This is a genomic window from Pantoea sp. ACRSC (assembly GCF_022346785.1).
Classification (GTDB): domain Bacteria; phylum Pseudomonadota; class Gammaproteobacteria; order Enterobacterales; family Enterobacteriaceae; genus Pantoea; species Pantoea alvi.
This window is the reverse complement of record NZ_JAKRNN010000009.1, coordinates 48,279-64,593: the sequence shown is the minus strand read 5'-3', so window position 1 is coordinate 64,593 and position 16,315 is coordinate 48,279. Positions and strand designations below refer to the sequence as shown.

Annotated in this window: 14 protein-coding genes and 4 tRNA genes; 16 read left to right on the top strand and 2 right to left on the bottom strand. The window is 59.7% G+C overall.

Annotation, left to right across the window (positions count from 1 at the left end; genetic code table 11):
- Window positions 1–82: 82 nt before the first annotated feature.
- From wecA to MHZ97_RS10835, 16 genes are all read left to right on the top strand, one after another.
- Window positions 83–1,168: a UDP-N-acetylglucosamine--undecaprenyl-phosphate N-acetylglucosaminephosphotransferase gene (wecA, locus tag MHZ97_RS10910; RefSeq protein WP_239314558.1), complete on the top strand. Its 1,086-nt coding sequence runs from the start codon at window positions 83–85 to the stop codon at window positions 1,166–1,168.
- Between the two features lie 16 nt (window positions 1,169–1,184).
- Complete coding sequence (gene wzzE / locus MHZ97_RS10905; RefSeq protein ID WP_239314592.1) at window positions 1,185–2,237, top strand: ECA polysaccharide chain length modulation protein; 1,053 nt, start codon at window positions 1,185–1,187, stop codon at window positions 2,235–2,237.
- Window positions 2,234–3,364, top strand: coding sequence for a non-hydrolyzing UDP-N-acetylglucosamine 2-epimerase (gene wecB / locus MHZ97_RS10900; RefSeq protein WP_293649619.1), 1,131 nt, complete (start codon window positions 2,234–2,236; stop codon window positions 3,362–3,364). Before wzzE ends, wecB begins: the two co-directional genes overlap by 4 nt.
- Window positions 3,361–4,620: a UDP-N-acetyl-D-mannosamine dehydrogenase gene (wecC, locus tag MHZ97_RS10895; RefSeq protein WP_239314556.1), complete on the top strand. Its 1,260-nt coding sequence runs from the start codon at window positions 3,361–3,363 to the stop codon at window positions 4,618–4,620. The genes wecB and wecC overlap by 4 nt, the downstream gene beginning before the upstream one ends.
- A complete protein-coding gene (rfbB, locus tag MHZ97_RS10890) occupies window positions 4,617–5,696 on the top strand; it encodes a dTDP-glucose 4,6-dehydratase (protein WP_239314555.1) in 1,080 nt (359 codons plus the stop codon). Before wecC ends, rfbB begins: the two co-directional genes overlap by 4 nt.
- 22 nt (window positions 5,697–5,718) lie before the next feature.
- Window positions 5,719–6,600 carry a glucose-1-phosphate thymidylyltransferase RfbA gene (gene rfbA, locus MHZ97_RS10885; RefSeq protein WP_103797439.1) on the top strand — a complete coding sequence of 294 codons (882 nt, stop codon included), beginning with the start codon at window positions 5,719–5,721 and terminating at the stop codon, window positions 6,598–6,600.
- On the top strand, window positions 6,578–7,285 hold the full coding sequence (rffC, locus tag MHZ97_RS10880; RefSeq protein WP_239314554.1) for a dTDP-4-amino-4,6-dideoxy-D-galactose acyltransferase: 708 nt from the start codon (window positions 6,578–6,580) through the stop codon (window positions 7,283–7,285). Before rfbA ends, rffC begins: the two co-directional genes overlap by 23 nt.
- Window positions 7,272–8,402 carry a dTDP-4-amino-4,6-dideoxygalactose transaminase gene (gene rffA / locus MHZ97_RS10875; protein ID WP_239314553.1) on the top strand — a complete coding sequence of 377 codons (1,131 nt, stop codon included), beginning with the start codon at window positions 7,272–7,274 and terminating at the stop codon, window positions 8,400–8,402. Before rffC ends, rffA begins: the two co-directional genes overlap by 14 nt.
- On the top strand, window positions 8,402–9,652 hold the full coding sequence (gene wzxE / locus MHZ97_RS10870) for a lipid III flippase WzxE (RefSeq protein WP_103797442.1): 1,251 nt from the start codon (window positions 8,402–8,404) through the stop codon (window positions 9,650–9,652). Before rffA ends, wzxE begins: the two co-directional genes overlap by 1 nt.
- The gene (locus tag MHZ97_RS10865; RefSeq protein WP_239314552.1) at window positions 9,649–10,716 is read left to right on the top strand and encodes a TDP-N-acetylfucosamine:lipid II N-acetylfucosaminyltransferase; all 1,068 of its coding nucleotides are present in this window, start codon (window positions 9,649–9,651) and stop codon (window positions 10,714–10,716) included. Before wzxE ends, MHZ97_RS10865 begins: the two co-directional genes overlap by 4 nt.
- Complete coding sequence (wzyE, locus tag MHZ97_RS10860) at window positions 10,713–12,056, top strand: ECA oligosaccharide polymerase (protein WP_103797444.1); 1,344 nt, start codon at window positions 10,713–10,715, stop codon at window positions 12,054–12,056. The genes MHZ97_RS10865 and wzyE overlap by 4 nt, the downstream gene beginning before the upstream one ends.
- A 34-nt stretch (window positions 12,057–12,090) precedes the next feature.
- The gene (wecG, locus tag MHZ97_RS10855) at window positions 12,091–12,831 is read left to right on the top strand and encodes a lipopolysaccharide N-acetylmannosaminouronosyltransferase (protein ID WP_239314551.1); all 741 of its coding nucleotides are present in this window, start codon (window positions 12,091–12,093) and stop codon (window positions 12,829–12,831) included.
- Between the two features lie 159 nt (window positions 12,832–12,990).
- Window positions 12,991–13,067 (top strand) — tRNA-Arg (locus MHZ97_RS10850).
- 94 nt (window positions 13,068–13,161) lie between these two features.
- Window positions 13,162–13,237 (top strand) — tRNA-His (locus MHZ97_RS10845).
- Between the two features lie 16 nt (window positions 13,238–13,253).
- A tRNA-Leu gene (locus MHZ97_RS10840) sits at window positions 13,254–13,340 on the top strand.
- A gap of 25 nt (window positions 13,341–13,365) precedes the next feature.
- Window positions 13,366–13,442: transfer RNA gene (locus MHZ97_RS10835), tRNA-Pro, on the top strand.
- A 529-nt stretch (window positions 13,443–13,971) separates the two neighbouring features.
- Here MHZ97_RS10835 and hemY read toward each other — a convergent pair.
- Both hemY and hemX read right to left on the bottom strand, forming a co-directional pair.
- On the bottom strand, window positions 13,972–15,168 hold the full coding sequence (gene hemY, locus MHZ97_RS10830; protein ID WP_103797446.1) for a protoheme IX biogenesis protein HemY: 1,197 nt from the start codon (window positions 15,166–15,168) through the stop codon (window positions 13,972–13,974).
- Between the two features lie 4 nt (window positions 15,169–15,172).
- A complete protein-coding gene (gene hemX / locus MHZ97_RS10825; protein ID WP_239314550.1) occupies window positions 15,173–16,306 on the bottom strand; it encodes a uroporphyrinogen-III C-methyltransferase in 1,134 nt (377 codons plus the stop codon).
- Between the last annotated feature and the right edge of the window lie 9 nt (window positions 16,307–16,315).

The window sequence follows — 16,315 nt, the reverse complement described above, 5'->3', positions numbered from 1 at the left end:
TCGGGATGAAAGGCAAAAACATGCAGTTTGTTTATCCTGTCCCTGATTTTAGCTGAGAGCGTTAAACGTGAATTTACTCACTATGAGTACTGAGCTGGGCCTTACTTTTCTATTTTCTTTAGTCTTTATCTTTTTTGCGCGTAAAGCAGCTAAAAAAATAGGTCTGGTTGATACGCCCAACTCCCGTAAACGTCATCACGGCGCCATCCCCCTGGTCGGCGGCATTTCCGTTTATGCCGGCATCTGCTTTATGTTTCTTATCACTCGCTTCTACCTGCCGCACGCCACGCTCTATCTTATCTGCGCCGGTCTGCTGGTGCTGGTTGGCGCGCTCGACGACCGTTTCGATATCAGCGTAAAAATCCGCGCCGTGGTGCAGGCCGCCGTGGCGGTGGCGATGATGGTGGGCGCCAAACTCTATCTGCTCAGCCTCGGCTTTATTATCGGCCCGGTAGAGCTGGTGGTCGGGCCGTTCGGCTACGTGCTGACGCTGTTCGCCGTCTGGGCGGCGATTAACGCCTTTAATATGGTGGACGGCATCGACGGCCTGCTGGGCGGGCTCTCCTCGGTCACCTTTGCGGCGATGGGCATTATTCTCTGCTTCGACGGTCAGTACAGCCTCGCCGTATGGTGCTTTGCGATGATCGCCGCCACGCTGCCCTATATTCTGCTTAACCTCGGTTTTCTCGGCCGCCGCTACAAAGTCTTTATGGGCGATGCCGGCAGCACCATGATCGGCTTCACGATTATCTGGATCCTGCTGGAAACCACCCAGGGATTAAGCCATCCGATTACGCCCGTGACCGCGCTCTGGCTGATCGCCATTCCGCTGATGGACATGGTCGCGATTATGTATCGCCGCCTGCGTAAAGGCATGAGCCCCTTTTCCGCTGACCGACAGCATATTCACCACTTGATCATGCGCGCCGGCTTTACCTCGCGTCAGGCGTTTGTCTTGATCACCGTGGCGGCCGCTATTCTCGCCGGCATTGGGGTGCTCGGCGAGTATCTCGCCTTTATCCCCGAATGGGTGATGCTGGTGCTGTTTATGGTGGCGTTTATGTTTTACGGCTACTGCCTGAAACACGCCTGGCGCGTGGCGCGCCTCATCCGTCGTATAAAGCGTCGCCTGAACGCTCACCGCGACGGCAAGAAAAAATTACCCTGATAAGGATTGCCTTGTGATGACCTCTGAGGTTGCAGATAACGAACTGGATATTCGCGGCCTGGGCTGCACCTTATGGCGCGGCAAGCGCTGGATTATCGGCCTGGCGCTGCTTTTCGCGCTGGTTGCCTGGCTGGCTTCACTGCTGATGAAACAGGCGTGGAGCACCACGGCGATCACCGATCGTCCCACGGTGAATATGCTCGGCGACTATTATGCGCAGGAGCAATTTCTGAATAATCTCGACGTGCGCAACAACACGCTCAATCTGGCGGCGCCCTCGCCGACCATTATGGATGAGGTCTATCAGGAATTTATTATGCAGCTGGGCGCCTGGGATACGCGCCGCGACTTCTGGCAGCAGACGGAATATTACAAAAGCCGCCGCTCAGGCAACGCCCATAATGACGCCGCGCTGCTGGACGATATGGTCGCCAATATCCAGTTTTTGCCCGCCGACGCGGCGCACAATTCGCGCGACAGCGTTAAGCTCATCGCGGAAACCGCCGGGGACGCTAACAATCTGCTGCGCCAGTATATCGCCTTTGCCAGCGAGCGCGCGGCGCGCCACCTTAACGGCGAGCTGAAAGGTGCCTGGCAGGCGCGCAGCGAGCAGCTGCAGGCGCAGGTAAAACGCCAGGAGGATGTGGCGAACGCCGTTTTCCAGCGCCAGCAGCACCGTCTGCAGCAGGCGCTTAAGGTCGCCAGCCAGCAGGGCATTCATGAAAACCGCTCGCGCGACGCGCGCGAACCGATCGCCGACAGCGACCTCTTTCTGCTGGGCGAGCCGCAGCTGCAGGCGCAGCTGGAAACCCTGCAGGCAACCGGACCGAGCTACGATATCAGCTATGATCAGAACAGGGCGATGCTCACCACCCTGAGCGCCGGCCCGACGTTGAACCGAACCTTCCAGACCTACCGCTACCTGCGTACGCCGGAAGAGCCGGTTTCGCGCGACAGCCCGCGTCGCCTGTTTATGATGGTTATGTGGGGCGCGTTAGGCGCATTAACGGGCGCTGGCGTGGCGCTGGCGCGTCGTTCCTCCGTCAGACCAGCGAGAGAAACCGCGTGAAAGTGCTAACAGTATTCGGGACCCGCCCGGAGGCGATAAAAATGGCACCGCTGGTGCAGGCGCTGGCGCAGGATCCTGCGTTTGACTCTCGCCTGTGCGTTACGGCGCAGCACCGCGAAATGCTCGATCAGGTGCTGCGGCTCTTTGCGCTGCAGCCAGATTACGACCTGAACATCATGCGTCCTGAGCAGGGGTTAACGGAGATCACCTGCCGCATTTTGCAGGGCATGAAAACCGTGCTGCTCGACTTTAAACCTGACATCGTGCTGGTGCACGGCGATACCACCACTACCCTTGCCGCCAGCCTGGCGGCGTTTTACCACCAGATCCCGGTCGGTCATGTTGAGGCGGGGCTGCGCACCGGCGATTTGACGTCGCCGTGGCCGGAAGAGGGCAACCGCAAGCTGACCGGCCATCTTGCCCGGTTGCACTTTACGCCAACCGAACGCTCGCGCCAGAATCTGCTGGCGGAAAATTTGCCTGACGCGCGCATCTTCGTCACCGGCAATACGGTGATCGACGCGCTGCTGTGGGTGCGCGATCGGGTTATCGCCGATCCCGGCCTTAACGCGCAGCTCGCCGGATGCTATCCCTTCCTCGACAGCGAGAAGAAGCTGGTGCTGGTTACCGGCCATCGGCGCGAGAGCTTTGGCGAAGGCTTTGAGCGTATCTGCAGCGCGCTGGCGCGCATCGCCCGTCAGCATCCCGACGCGCAGATCGTCTATCCGGTACACCTTAACCCCAACGTCAGCGAGCCGGTTAATCGCATCCTCAGCGGCATCGACAATATCGTGCTGATCGAGCCGCAGGAGTATCTGCCTTTCGTCTGGCTGATGAACCGGGCCTGGCTGATCCTTACCGATTCCGGCGGCATTCAGGAAGAGGCGCCTTCGCTGGGCAAACCGGTGCTGGTGATGCGCGACGCGACCGAACGGCCTGAAGCGGTGGATGCCGGCACCGTGAAGCTGGTCGGCACCGACGTGGAAAAAATCGTGGCCGAAGTCGGCCTGCTGCTGACCGACGAGGCGGCGTGGCAAACCATGAGCCGCGCGCATAACCCTTACGGCGACGGCAACGCCTGTCAGCGTATTCTACAAGCCTTAAAAGATACCCGAGTTGACCTATGAGTTTTGACACCATTTCCGTGATTGGGCTGGGCTATATTGGGCTGCCGACCGCAGCCGTTTTTGCGTCGCAAAAGAAAAACGTCGTGGGGGTCGATATCAACGCTCACGCGGTAGAAACCATTAATCGTGGCGCGATCCATATCGTCGAACCCGCGCTGGATAAAGTGGTCCACGACGCTGTCGCCCAGGGCTATCTGCGCGCCACCACGCAGCCCGAAGCGGCCGATGCTTTCCTGATCGCCGTGCCGACCCCCTTTATGGCGGATCATCAGCCCGATTTGCGCTTTGTGAAGGCGGCGGCGGAATCGATCGCGCCGGTGCTGAAAAAGGGCGACCTGGTGATTCTTGAGTCCACCTCGCCGGTCGGCACCACGGAGCAGATGGCGGAGTGGCTGGCGGTCACGCGTCCGGATCTGCGCTTCCCGCAGCACGGCGGCATGCCCGATATCTTTATCGCCTACTGTCCGGAGCGCGTGCTGCCGGGCAAAATTATGCAGGAGCTGATTCACAACGACCGCGTGATTGGCGGCATGACGCCCGCCTGCTCGGCGCAGGCCAGTGCGCTCTACCATATTTTTCTGCAGGGCGAATGCGTGGAAACCAACGCGCGCACGGCGGAACTGTGCAAGCTGACGGAAAACAGCTTCCGCGACGTTAATATCGCTTTCGCCAATGAGCTGTCGCTGATTTGCGCCGATCAGGGGATTAACGTCTGGGAACTGATCGCGCTGGCGAACCGCCATCCGCGCGTTAATATCCTGCAGCCGGGGCCTGGCGTCGGCGGACACTGTATTGCGGTCGACCCCTGGTTTATCGTGGCGCAAAATCCGTCGCTGGCGCGCCTGATCCGCACCGCGCGGGAAGTGAACGACAGCAAGCCGCACTGGGTGCTCAGCCAGGTTAAAGCGGCGCTGGCCGACTGCCTGACCGAAAGCGGCAAGCGCGCCGACGAGATTGTGATCGCCTGCTTCGGGCTGGCGTTTAAACCCAATATCGACGATCTGCGTGAAAGCCCGGCGATGCAGGTGGCGCAGATGATCGCCGAATGGCATCGCGGCCAGAACTGGGTCGTGGAGCCGCATATCAACGCGCTGCCGGCCGCGCTCGGCGATAAAGCCACGCTGGTGTCTCGCGAGCAGGCACTGGCGCTGGCCGATGTGCTGGTGATGCTGGTGGACCACGATCATTTCCGCGCCGTTGAGGCGTCGCAGGTTACCCAAAGCTGGATTGTGGATACGCGGGGAGTCTGGCGGTGAAACAGTTCTTAATCACCGGCGGCGCAGGTTTTATCGGCTCGGCGCTGGTGCGTTTTCTTATCGAAGAGACGGATCACCGCATCGTTGTGGTCGACAAGCTCAGCTATGCGGGCAATCTCGCCTCGCTGGCGAGCGTTATGCAGGACGCGCGCTTCGCTTTCGAGCAGGTGGATATATGCGATCGCCCGGCGCTGGACGCCGTTTTCGCGCGCTATCAGCCCGACTGCGTTATGCATCTGGCGGCGGAAAGCCACGTTGACCGCTCTATTGACGGCCCCATCGCCTTCGTCGAAACCAATATTGTCGGCACCTATCAGCTGCTGGAGGCGGCGCGTAGCTACTGGAGTGGACTTGAGCCAGCGCGGCGCGAGAGCTTTATCTTCCACCATATCTCCACCGACGAAGTGTTTGGCGATTTGCAGGACCCAGCGGCGTTTTTTACCGAAACCACCCCCTACGCGCCGAGCAGTCCTTATTCAGCGACCAAAGCCAGCAGCGATCATCTGGTGCGCGCCTGGCTGCGTACCTATGGCCTGCGGGTTATCGTCACCAACTGCTCGAACAATTATGGCCCCTGCCATTTCCCGGAAAAGCTGATCCCGCTCACTATCATCAATGCGCTGGCGGGCAAGCCGCTGCCTGTTTACGGCAACGGCGAGCAGATCCGCGACTGGCTCTATGTTGAGGATCATGCGCGCGCGCTCTATCGCGTGGTAAGCAGCGGCAAGGTGGGCGAAACCTACAATATCGGCGGCCATAATGAGCAGCGCAATATTGACGTGGTGCACACCATCTGCGATTTGCTGGAGCAACTGGCGCCAGAGCGTAAAGCCGCTGGCCTGGCGCACTACCGCGATTTGATTACTTTCGTGGCGGATCGCCCCGGGCACGATCAGCGTTATGCTATCGACGCCAGTAAAATTGCGCGCGAGCTGGGCTGGACGCCCGAAGAGACATTTGACAGCGGAATGCGTAAAACCGTGCGCTGGTATCTGGAAAATCAGGCATGGTGGCAGGCTATTCTGGACGGGCGTTATCGCGGCGAGCGGCTGGGCCTGGCTGCGTCGCGTTCATGAAGGCGTCGGAGGAGCGGAAGCGATGAAAGGTATTATTCTGGCAGGCGGTTCCGGCACGCGTCTGCATCCCATTACGCGAGCCATTTCTAAGCAGCTGCTGCCCGTGTACGACAAGCCGATGATCTACTATCCGCTGTCAGTGCTGATGCTGGCAGGCATCCGCGATATTCTGCTTATCACCACGCCGGACGATCGCGATCATTTTGTGCGCCTGCTGGGCGACGGCAGTGAGTTCGGTATCCATATCAGCTATGCGGTGCAGCCAAGCCCGGACGGCCTGGCGCAGGCGTTTATTATCGGCGAGCGTTTTATCGACGGCGATAGCTGCTGCCTGGTGCTGGGCGACAACCTCTATTTCGGCCAGGGCTTTAGTCCTAAGCTGAAGAAAGTCGCCGCACGCGAGCAAGGCGCAACGGTGTTTGGCTATCAGGTGATGGATCCCGAACGGTTTGGCGTCGTGGAGTTTGACGACGCCTTCAACGCAATCTCTATCGAAGAGAAACCCAGCGCGCCGAAATCGCGCTGGGCGGTAACCGGCCTCTATTTTTACGATAATCAGGTCGTCGAGTTTGCAAAGCAGGTGAAGCCTTCTGCGCGCGGCGAGCTGGAAATTACCGCCATCAACCAAATGTATCTGGCGCGCGGTCAGCTTTCTGTTGAGCTGTTAGGCCGAGGGTTCGCCTGGCTCGATACCGGCACGCACGACAGCCTGATTGAGGCCAGTACCTTTGTCCAGACGGTGGAGAAGCGTCAGGGTTTCAAAGTCGCCTGTCTGGAGGAGATCGCCTGGCGTAACGGCTGGCTGAGCGACGAGCGGCTGCGCGCCGCCGGCGAAGCCTTAACGAAAACCGGCTACGGCCAGTATCTGCTGGATCTCTTACATGCCCGTCCGCGTCAGTATTAGTCCACTGGCGTGGGAAAGCGCCTTTTTCAACCGTGCCACGGTGCGGCTCGATCTGGACGGCGATCGGCCGCTGGATGAGGCGCTGCGCCATCCAGCCGATCTCTGGCAGATCAAAGTGCCCGCCGACCGGCTTGAGGCGATTGACGCCCTTTGTCAGCGGGGCTTCCAGCTGGCGGAGGGGGAGGCGGACCTGGCCATCAATATTAAGCGCACCGAACGGCAGAGCGGCATCCGCATCGCGCGCGAGGCGCAAATCGACGCGCTGCGCGCGGCGGCGTCGCAGATCTTCGTGCGCAGCCGCTTTCGCGCGCCCTGGTTCGACGCGGACGCCAGCGCGCGCTTTTATGCCCAGTGGATTGAAAACGCGGTGCGCGGCACCTTTGATCATCAGTGTCTGATCGCCAGCGACGAGGCGGGCGCGCCGCTCGGCTTTATCTCGCTGCGCGAGACGGAAGGCGAAGTGCGGGTCGGGCTGCTGGGCGTGCTGCCGCATGCGCAGGGCAAGGGCGTCGGGCAGCGGCTGCTGCTGGCAGGCGCGGACTGGGGACGGGTGCGCCAGCTCGGCCGTCTGCGCGTCGCGACGCAGCTCAGCAACCTGTCGGCGATGCGACTCTATTTACGCAGCGGTGCCCGGCTGGAAAGCACCGCTTACTGGTTCTACAGGAAAGGTCATGATCCCATTTAACGCGCCGCCGGTTGTCGGCAGCGAACTTGAATATATGCAGTCGGCGATGGCGAGCGGCAAGCTGTGCGGCGACGGCGGCTTTACCCGACGCTGTCAGCAGTGGATTGAGCAGCGCTTCGGCAGCAAAAAAGTGCTGCTGACGCCCTCCTGCACCGCCTCGCTGGAGATGGCGGCGCTGCTGATCGATCTGCAGCCTGGCGATGAAGTCATTATGCCGAGCTACACCTTTGTCTCTACCGCCAACGCCTTTGTGCTGCGCGGCGCGACCATCGTCTTTGTGGATATCCGTCCCGATACGCTCAATATTGACGAAAGCAAAATCGAAGCGGCGATCACCGAGAAAACGCGCGCCATCGTGCCGGTACACTACGCGGGCGTGGCCTGTGAAATGGACGCCATCATGGCGCTGGCGGCGAAACATCAGCTCTGGGTTATTGAGGATGCGGCGCAGGGCGTGATGTCGCGCTACAAGGGGCGCGCGCTGGGCACTATCGGCCACATCGGCTGCTTCAGCTTCCATGAAACCAAGAACTACACGGCGGGCGGGGAAGGCGGCGCGACCCTGATCAACGATGCGGCGCTGGTAGAGCGCGCCGAAATCATCCGCGAGAAGGGCACCAACCGCAGCCAGTTTTTCCGCGGCCAGGTGGATAAGTACACCTGGCGCGATATCGGTTCGAGCTATCTGATGGCGGATCTGCAGGCGGCCTATCTGTGGGCGCAGCTTGAGGCGGCCGAGCGTATCAATCAGCAGCGTTTACGCCTGTGGCAGCGCTATTACGACGCGCTGCAGCCGCTGGCGGCGCAAGGGCGCATCCAGCTGCCGTCGCTGCCCGCCCACTGCGAACACAACGCGCATATGTTCTATATCAAACTGCGCGACAGCGACGATCGGCAGGCGCTGATTAGCTGGATGAAAGAGGCGGAGATCCTGACGGTTTTCCACTACATCCCGCTGCACAGCTCGCCCGCCGGTGAACGCTTCGGCCGCTTCCAGGGTGAAGACCGGTTCACCACGGCTGAGAGCGAGCGTCTGCTGCGCCTGCCGCTGTTTTATAACCTGACGGACAATAACCAGAAGACGGTTATCAGTTCCTTACTGAGCTTCTTCGCCTGATGTCGCTGGCAAAAGCGTCGGTGTGGACGGCATCGTCCACGCTGGTGAAAATCGCTGCCGGTCTGCTGGTGGTAAAGCTGCTGGCGGTGAGTTTCGGCCCGGAAGGGGTAGGGCAGGCGGGCAACTTTCGCCAGCTGATTACCGTGCTCGGCGTGCTGGCCGGCGCGGGCATTTTCAATGGCGTCACGACCTTTGTTGCTAAGTATCAGCATCAGCCAGAGCAGCTGCGCGCGCTGACAGGCACCGCATCGGCGATGGTGCTGGGCTTTTCCACGCTGCTGGCGCTAATTTTTCTGCTGGCCGCCGCGCCGATTAGCCAGGCGCTGTTTGGCCATACGCGCTTTGAGAATGTGGTGCGCATCGTCGCTTTCCTGCAGTTCGGCATCGCCTGGGCCAACCTGGCGCTGGCGCTGCTGAAAGGCTACCGCGACGCGCGCGGCAACGCGCTGGCGCTGATCGTCGGTAGCCTTATCGGCGTTGCGGCATATGTGCTGTGCTGGTGGACTGGCGGCTATGCGGGTGCGCTGGTGGGATTTGCGCTGGTGCCTGCGCTGGTGGCCGTTCCGGCGTTTATTCTGCTAAAGCGACGCGTGCCGCTGCCGCTCGCCTGGCTGAAGCCGCAGTGGCAGCCGGAGCTGGCGCGCAGCCTGGCGAAATTCACCCTGATGGCGCTGATTACCTCGGTGACGCTGCCGGTGGCGTGGATCATGATGCGCAACCTGCTGGCACAGCACGACGGCTGGGCGCAGGTCGGCCTGTGGCAGGCCGTGACCAGCATCTCCGACGCCTGGCTGCAGTTTATCACCGCGACCTTCAGCGTCTGGCTGCTGCCGACGCTGGCGCGGCTGGAGCAGAAACGCGATATCGCGCGTGAGATTATGCGCGCGCTGCGCTTTGTCTTGCCCGCCGTGGCGGCGATCGGTTTCTGCGTCTGGCTGTTGCGCGATGTGGCGATCTGGCTGCTGTTCTCGCCGGCATTTCACGCCATGCGCGATCTCTTTGTCTGGCAGCTCTGCGGCGATGTGTTCAAGGTCGGCGCCTATGTTTTCGGTTATCTGGTGATTGCTAAGGCGTCGCTGCGCTTCTATATTCTGGCCGAAATTAGCCAGTTCGCGCTGCTGACGCTCTTTTCGCGCTGGCTGATCCCGCTGTCGGGCGTGACCGGCGCGGCGCAGGCCTATATGGCGACCTATCTCCTTTATTTTGCGCTCTGCTGCGGCGCTTTTATGGTTTATTACCGAAAAAAATGACGTTAATCCACGTTCTGGGATCGGATATCCCCCATCACAATCAGACGGTGCTGCGCTTTTTTAACGATGTGTTGAGCGTTGAGCTGCCTGTCGATCGGCCGCGCCATTTTATGGTGGTGACGCAGCAGCCTGCCGCGCTCGCCGCCTTTAGCCATCTCAATATTGAGACCTTCGCGTCAAAAAAGGCGCTGGCGCAGGCGCTGGTCGCGCGGGCAAAAAATCGCGAGCAGCGCTTTTTCTGCCATGGACAGTTTAATCCGGGCATCTGGCTGGCGCTGCTGAGCGGAAAGATCCGCCCCAGCCAGATCGACTGGCACGTCTGGGGCGCCGATCTTTACGAAGAGTCGCGCAGCCTGAAGTTTCGCCTGTTCTATCTGCTGCGCCGCATCGCGCAGGGGCGCGTCGCGCGGGTTTTCGCTACCCGCGGCGATTTACACCATTACCAGCAGCGCCATCCGCGCGTGCCTGGCGCGCTGCTCTATTTTCCCACGAGGATGCCCGCCGCCGCGCCGCAAAGCGCGCCGGATGCGCGCTTTACTGTGCTGCTGGGCAACTCCGGCGACGCCAGCAATCGTCATATCGAGGGGCTTAAAGCGATTCGCGCGCAGTTTGGCGCGGAAATCCGCATCCTGGTGCCGCTGGGCTATCCGCCGAACAACGAGGCCTACATTAACGAGGTGGCGACGGCCGCTGCCGCGCTGTTTCCTGACGGGCAGGTGGAGCTGCTGCGCAGCAATCTCGCCTTTGATGACTATTTAGCGCTGCTCGCCCGCTGCCATTTAGGTTATTTTATGTTCGAACGCCAGCAGGGCATCGGAACGCTCTGTCTGCTGATTCAGGCCAGCGTGCCTTTTGTGCTGAACCGGCGCAACCCGTTCTGGCGCGATATCAGCGAGCAGGGGCTACCGGTGCTGTTTAGCGGCGATGCGCTGGATCGCGAGAGCGTAGCGGAAGCGCGTCGGCAGCTGGCGAGCTGTGATAAACAGGCTATCGCCTTTTTCGCGCCGGGCTATGTGGCGGGCTGGCGCGAGGCGCTGCGCCAATGTGAAAGGGAGTCCTTATGAACCTCATGCAGTTCAGCGGTCTGCTGGTGGTTTATCTGCTGTCGCTGGGTTTTATTCTGACGCTGACGTGGCGAGAGTTCAGGCGCGTACGCTTTAACTTTCACCTCTTTTTTACCCTGCTGTTTTTACTGACCTTCTATTTCGGTTTTCCGTTGACCAGCGTGCTGGCGTTCCGCTTTAACGTTGAGGTAAGACCGCCGGAATATCTGTTGCAGGCGCTGCTGTCGGCAACGGCGTTCTACGCCATCTATTACGTCAGCTATAAGGTGCGGCTGCGTCCTGCGGCGGTGCCGCGCGCCAGACCCTGGCTGCAGATGAACCGCGTCGAGACGCACCTGACCTGCGTGCTGCTGGCGCTGGTGGCGATCGGCACGGTAACGGTGTTTTTCCTGAACAACGGCTTTTTACTGTTCCGGCTGACCGCCTATAACCAGATTTTTTCCAGCGAAGTCTCCGGCGTGGCGCTGAAGCGCTTTTTCTATTTCTTTATCCCGGCGATGCTGATTCTCTATTTCCTGCGGCCTACGCAGCGCAACTGGCTGCTATTTCTGGTGGTCACGGTGGCGTTCGGCCTGCTGACCTACGCGCTGGTTGGCGGCACGCGCGCCAATATTATTATCGCGTTCGCCCTGTTCCTGTTTATCGGCATTACGCGCGGCTGGATCAGCCTGTGGATGCTGGCGGCAGCGGGCGTGCTGGCGATAGGCGGCATGTTCTGGCTAGCGCTGCGGCGCTATAACCTCAACGTATTCGGCGAAGAGGCGGTTTACACCTTTCTTTACCTGACGCGCGATACCTTTTCGCCCTGGGAGAATCTGGCGCTGCTGCTGGAGAACTATTCGAAGATCGAGTTTCAGGGACTGGCACCTATCTGGCGCGACTTTTATGTCTATATTCCTGGCTGGCTGTGGCCGGGCAGGCCGTCGATGGTGCTCAACAGCGCCAACTACTTTACCTGGGAAGTACTGAACAATCATTCAGGCCTGGCTATTTCGCCTACGCTGCTGGGGTCGCTGATCGTGATGGGCGGCGTCTGGTTTATCATGCCGGGCGCGGTGGCGGTCGGGTTGATTATCAAAGGTTTCGATACACTCTATCTGCGCGGGCGCGACGCCGACAACCGCTACAGCGGCGCGATTATGCAGAGTTTCTGCTTTGGCGCGGTGTTTAATATGATTGTGCTGGCGCGCGAGGGGCTGGACGCGTTCGGCTCGCGCGTGGTCTTTTTTGCTTTGATTTTTCTGGCCTGCCTCGGCGTGGCGAAAATGCTTTACTGGCTGCTGGATCGCGCCGGGCTGATTCGACGTCGCAGCGCTCAGGCTTTGCATAGCCCCACTTAACGCCTCTGGCATAACAGGAAGACAGAATTCAACCATGACAAGGTTACCGGAAGCGCCGCAGTATGAGATCCGCGGCGTGTCGCTTTATGGTTTCGACACGATGTCCGCTTTTGTGGACTTTCTGCTGCCGGGCGAAGCGGTGCGCAGCGGAACCCTGGTGGCGATTAATGCCGAAAAGATGCTGACGGCGGAGCGCGACGACGGGCTGCGCGCGCTGCTGCAGGAGGCGGAATTCAAATATCCCGACGGCATCAGCATTGTGCGCTCCGTGCGTAAAAAGTACCCCCAGGCCGAGGTGCAGCGCATTGCGGGCGCTGACTTGTGGGAGGCGTTAATGGAGCGCGCCGGTCGGCAGGGGACGCCGGTGTTTTTGATCGGCGGGCGTCAGGCGGTGCTGGACGAGACCTGCGATAAGCTGCGTCGGCAGTGGAATGTGAATATCGTCGGCGCGCAGGATGGCTATTTTGCGCCTGCCGATCGCGATGCGCTTTTTACCCGCATCGCCGCCAGCGGTGCGCGTATCGTGACCGTCGCGCTGGGCTCGCCGCGGCAGGAGCTGTTAATGCGCGACTGCCGCGCGCGCTGGCCGCACGCGCTCTATATGGGCGTAGGCGGAACCTACGATGTGTTTACCGGCCATGTGAAGCGCGCGCCGAAGATTTGGCAGCGTCTGGGGCTGGAATGGCTCTATCGCCTGATTCGACAGCCCAGCCGGCTGCGTCGCCAGCTAAAACTGATTAAATATTTGCGCTATCACTGGCGCGGCGATCTCTGATATCACTGATTACTTCCACCTTTTTTCGCTGCATAAACAGCCAGAGTGCTGCATTAGTCGACGAAATGCACAAAGCGTAATCAAACGCGTTTTTTTATTAAAAAAGCACTGGACAGCATCACCCCAAGTCCGTAGTATGCCCATCCGCAACGGCGCTACGCGCCCGTAGCTCAGCTGGATAGAGCGCTGCCCTCCGGAGGCAGAGGTCTCAGGTTCGAATCCTGTCGGGCGCGCCATTTAGTTTGTGCGCAGGAGCTGCGGTGGTTACATTACCGCGTTAGTAAAGAGTTACATGCTGTAGGTCAGTGACTTGCAACATACCGAATTGTGGTGGCTATAGCTCAGTTGGTAGAGCCCTGGATTGTGATTCCAGTTGTCGTGGGTTCGAGTCCCATTAGCCACCCCAGATTTTGCTGGGATACGCGAAGGTGGCGGAATTGGTAGACGCGCTAGCTTCAGGTGTTAGTGTCTTAACGGACGTGAGGGTTCAAGTCCCTCTCTTCGCACCAGGCAAAACAAAACAATAAAAATTATCGGCGAGTAGCGCAGCTTGGTAGCGCAACTGGTTTGGGACCAGTGGGTCGGAGGTTCGAATCCTCTCTCGCCGACCATTTTATAAACCTGCTTGAAAAAGCAGGTTTTTTTTCGTCTGTAGAAAAGCGGGCCCGCGCGTTGCATTCGCTGGTTGTCGCTATCTGGAGACGACTAATGCATTGATTTAAATCCATTTATTATTACAGGCCCTTCATCGTCTCTAAAGGGAGACAGCAAGATGACTGATTGTCATCAGATACAGACAAGGGGCACACGGCAGGGGATTGTAAATAAAGGCGTTTTTTATATCTTCGGCATCCTGGCACGCTCTGTGCAATAATTAGCGCGTAGATGCTCATTCCACCTCTTATGTCTGCTGATGCTGCATAAACCTGGGAATGATGCAGAGCCACTTTTGGGTATCCGTTGTCTGCCTGCCTGCATCGCTAACGCCTTGCAGGGTCAACAGACACACCGTTGAGTCGGATACCTCAGGGTTGTCTTACCGACCTGATATTACACCTGCCACTGGCAGGTGTTTTTTTTGCGGCGGATAAAGGGCAAAAAAAAGCCGGGCAAGCCCGGCGTAAACAAGTAACAACAACATTAAGCATTCGGGTTGTTTTTTAGCGTCAGCAGTAAGCCTTCACGGCGCATTTTCGCTGCCTCTTCTGGACGGTGCATGCGGTCGTAGGCATCAGCCAGCCACGCGTAGTCGAAGGCGTCAGGGCGCTGCGCCAGCGCCTGCTGGAACGCTTCCACGGCCTGCTGCCATTCGCCATGGCGCATCAGCAGCTGTCCCAGCGTGCTGTGCAGCAGCGGCGTCGCGCCATGCTGCTTGATCTGCTGGCGCAGCGCTTTCTCCAGCGCCTCAGGATTGCTGCTTTTGATGCGCGGCATCAGCAGCACCAGTCGATCGTCATAGTGGCGTTTCAGGCCATCCAGCACGATTTCCTGCGCGGTCTGGTGATCGTCACACTCAATCAGATGGTCTGCCATTGCCACCTGCAGCGCCGTTTGCTGACGCGTTTTACGGCTCAGATTTGACCACCAGCGCTTCAGGCCGTCGCTGCCCTGGTCGGCCATCGCCTGATTCATCAGGCCGAGCCACGCCTGCTGCTGCAGGTGGGCGCGATGCTCTTCGTCTCCAACCTGCGATTTTTCCATCGCAGGCAGAATATCAATCAGCGAGCTCCATGCGCCGGTGCGCACGTAAGCCTGCTCCGCCAGGCGCAACACTTCCGGGTGACGCGGCGCAACCTCCAGCAGTCGGTCGATGCCGTGACGCGCGGCGTGATCTTCGTTACGCGCCAGCAGAATACGCGCGCGGGTGATTTCAACCGGGATCACGTCGTTGTCCGACAGCTCGGCAGCGCGTTCAAGATGCTGATTGGCACGGATCTCATCGCCGCGCTGCTGCGCCGCTTCGGCCGCCAGCAGATAGTTGGCCACCGGCACTTCCGCGTGATCGGCATCTTTCGACAGCAGCTTCTCTACCTGACGGTGATCGCCTTCCGCCAGCTTCATCAGTGCGGTCTGCGTATGACGCTGCGCGCGGCGGCGTTTGCGTCCGGTAAACCAGCCTCGGGTACGTGCGCCGGTGCGAAACAGACGACGCAGCAGCCATTCAACGCCGAGAATAATCAGCAGGCTGATAATCAGAATGATGACCAGTCCGGTGACGCTGGTTTCCACATTCCAGTTATCGGTTTGAATCAGCACATAGCCCTGATGGCCGGCAATCATCGGACCCACCACAATGCCGGCGATCAGCAGGACAAACAGGATAAATACCTTAAGCATGCGCTTAGCCTCCTTGCTGGTCAGCGGGGACGGAAGGCTGCGCAATCAGATTGCGCACGCGCGTCTGCATCAGCTTGTCGATAAGCGGCTGGCTTTCCAGATTGTCCGGCAGGTTCATATTGATGCTCTGCTGGCTCAGCTCATCCAGCTGCGCCAGAAAGGCTTTGGTCGCAGGATCGTTGGTGTCGTACCAGGCGCGCACCCAGCTGGACACGGTATCGATAGACTGTTTATAGATCTCATCCTGATGACGCGGCACCGCCTGTGCGGCGATCAGCAGACGCGAGCGGATGTTCTCGCGCAGATAGACATCCTGGTTCGGCGCCAGCAGCGGCTGCGCCGTATTATCGCGGCGGCGGATGGTGATAAAGTCATCCATAAAGTTATGCCAGCTTTTCACCAGGTTCTGTCGCCATTCGCGCAGCGAAGAGGTCAGCTCGCCGCCATCGCTGTCCATCGGCGCGTCGTCGCTGTCGTTATCCGCCAGACGCAGGTTGTCGACGCCGTTGGAGAGCTGGTTCAGCTTCAGAATGATGCCGTCATAATCGATTTGATCGATGGCTGAAAGGGTGCTGATATCCTGGGTCAGCGCGCGACGCACGCTGGTGACGCTCGGATCGTTCATATCGGCCAGGCTGGCGTCGGCGCTTTTCAGTAGCGCTGCTGCCGTAGTGACGTCCTGATCGCTCCAGAGCTTGCGGCCCGCCAGCTTCACCAGATAGTCAGCCTGCGACACCAGCCAGGCGTGTACGTCATTGCCGGAAATGGTGGCGACCTTTTCACGCAGGGTCTCCAGCTCTTTCGCCGTGGCGGCCTGCTGGGTACGTGCGTCGTTCAGGGCGCTTTGCGCGCTGCTGAGCTGCTGAGCCAGCTGCTGTTTGTCGCTGCCCGCTTGCTGCTGCAAGGCGTTCAGCTTGTCGCTCAGGCTTTGATTCGCCTGCGCCTGAAGTTCAGCCTGATGTTTCCCGTTAAGGTATAAACCCGCGCCGGTCGCCAGGGCGATAACAATCGCCACCGCGCCCAGCACCATACCGCCGCTCTTTCTGTCGCGCGGCGGCTGCGGGGAAGAAGAGGGCGAAGTGTCTGCCGCTGGCGTAGTCTCTTCAACCGTGGCGGAGGTCGCTTTTTGTTCCGTCATCTGTGGCAC

What these genes read in the sequence shown, in the direction of transcription:
- wecA (WP_239314558.1), top strand. Translation starts at nt 83, where the DNA reads ATGAGTACTGAGCTGGGCCTTACTTTTCTATTTTCTTTAGTCTTTATC.
- wzzE (WP_239314592.1), top strand. Translation starts at nt 1,185, where the DNA reads ATGACCTCTGAGGTTGCAGATAACGAACTGGATATTCGCGGCCTGGGC.
- wecC (WP_239314556.1), top strand. Translation starts at nt 3,361, where the DNA reads ATGAGTTTTGACACCATTTCCGTGATTGGGCTGGGCTATATTGGGCTG.
- rfbA (WP_103797439.1), top strand. Translation starts at nt 5,719, where the DNA reads ATGAAAGGTATTATTCTGGCAGGCGGTTCCGGCACGCGTCTGCATCCC.
- rffC (WP_239314554.1), top strand. Translation starts at nt 6,578, where the DNA reads ATGCCCGTCCGCGTCAGTATTAGTCCACTGGCGTGGGAAAGCGCCTTT.
- rffA (WP_239314553.1), top strand. Translation starts at nt 7,272, where the DNA reads ATGATCCCATTTAACGCGCCGCCGGTTGTCGGCAGCGAACTTGAATAT.
- wzxE (WP_103797442.1), top strand. Translation starts at nt 8,402, where the DNA reads ATGTCGCTGGCAAAAGCGTCGGTGTGGACGGCATCGTCCACGCTGGTG.
- MHZ97_RS10865 (WP_239314552.1), top strand. Translation starts at nt 9,649, where the DNA reads ATGACGTTAATCCACGTTCTGGGATCGGATATCCCCCATCACAATCAG.
- wzyE (WP_103797444.1), top strand. Translation starts at nt 10,713, where the DNA reads ATGAACCTCATGCAGTTCAGCGGTCTGCTGGTGGTTTATCTGCTGTCG.
- wecG (WP_239314551.1), top strand. Translation starts at nt 12,091, where the DNA reads ATGACAAGGTTACCGGAAGCGCCGCAGTATGAGATCCGCGGCGTGTCG.
- hemY (WP_103797446.1), bottom strand. Translation starts at nt 15,168, where the DNA reads ATGCTTAAGGTATTTATCCTGTTTGTCCTGCTGATCGCCGGCATTGTG.
- hemX (WP_239314550.1), bottom strand. Translation starts at nt 16,306, where the DNA reads ATGACGGAACAAAAAGCGACCTCCGCCACGGTTGAAGAGACTACGCCA.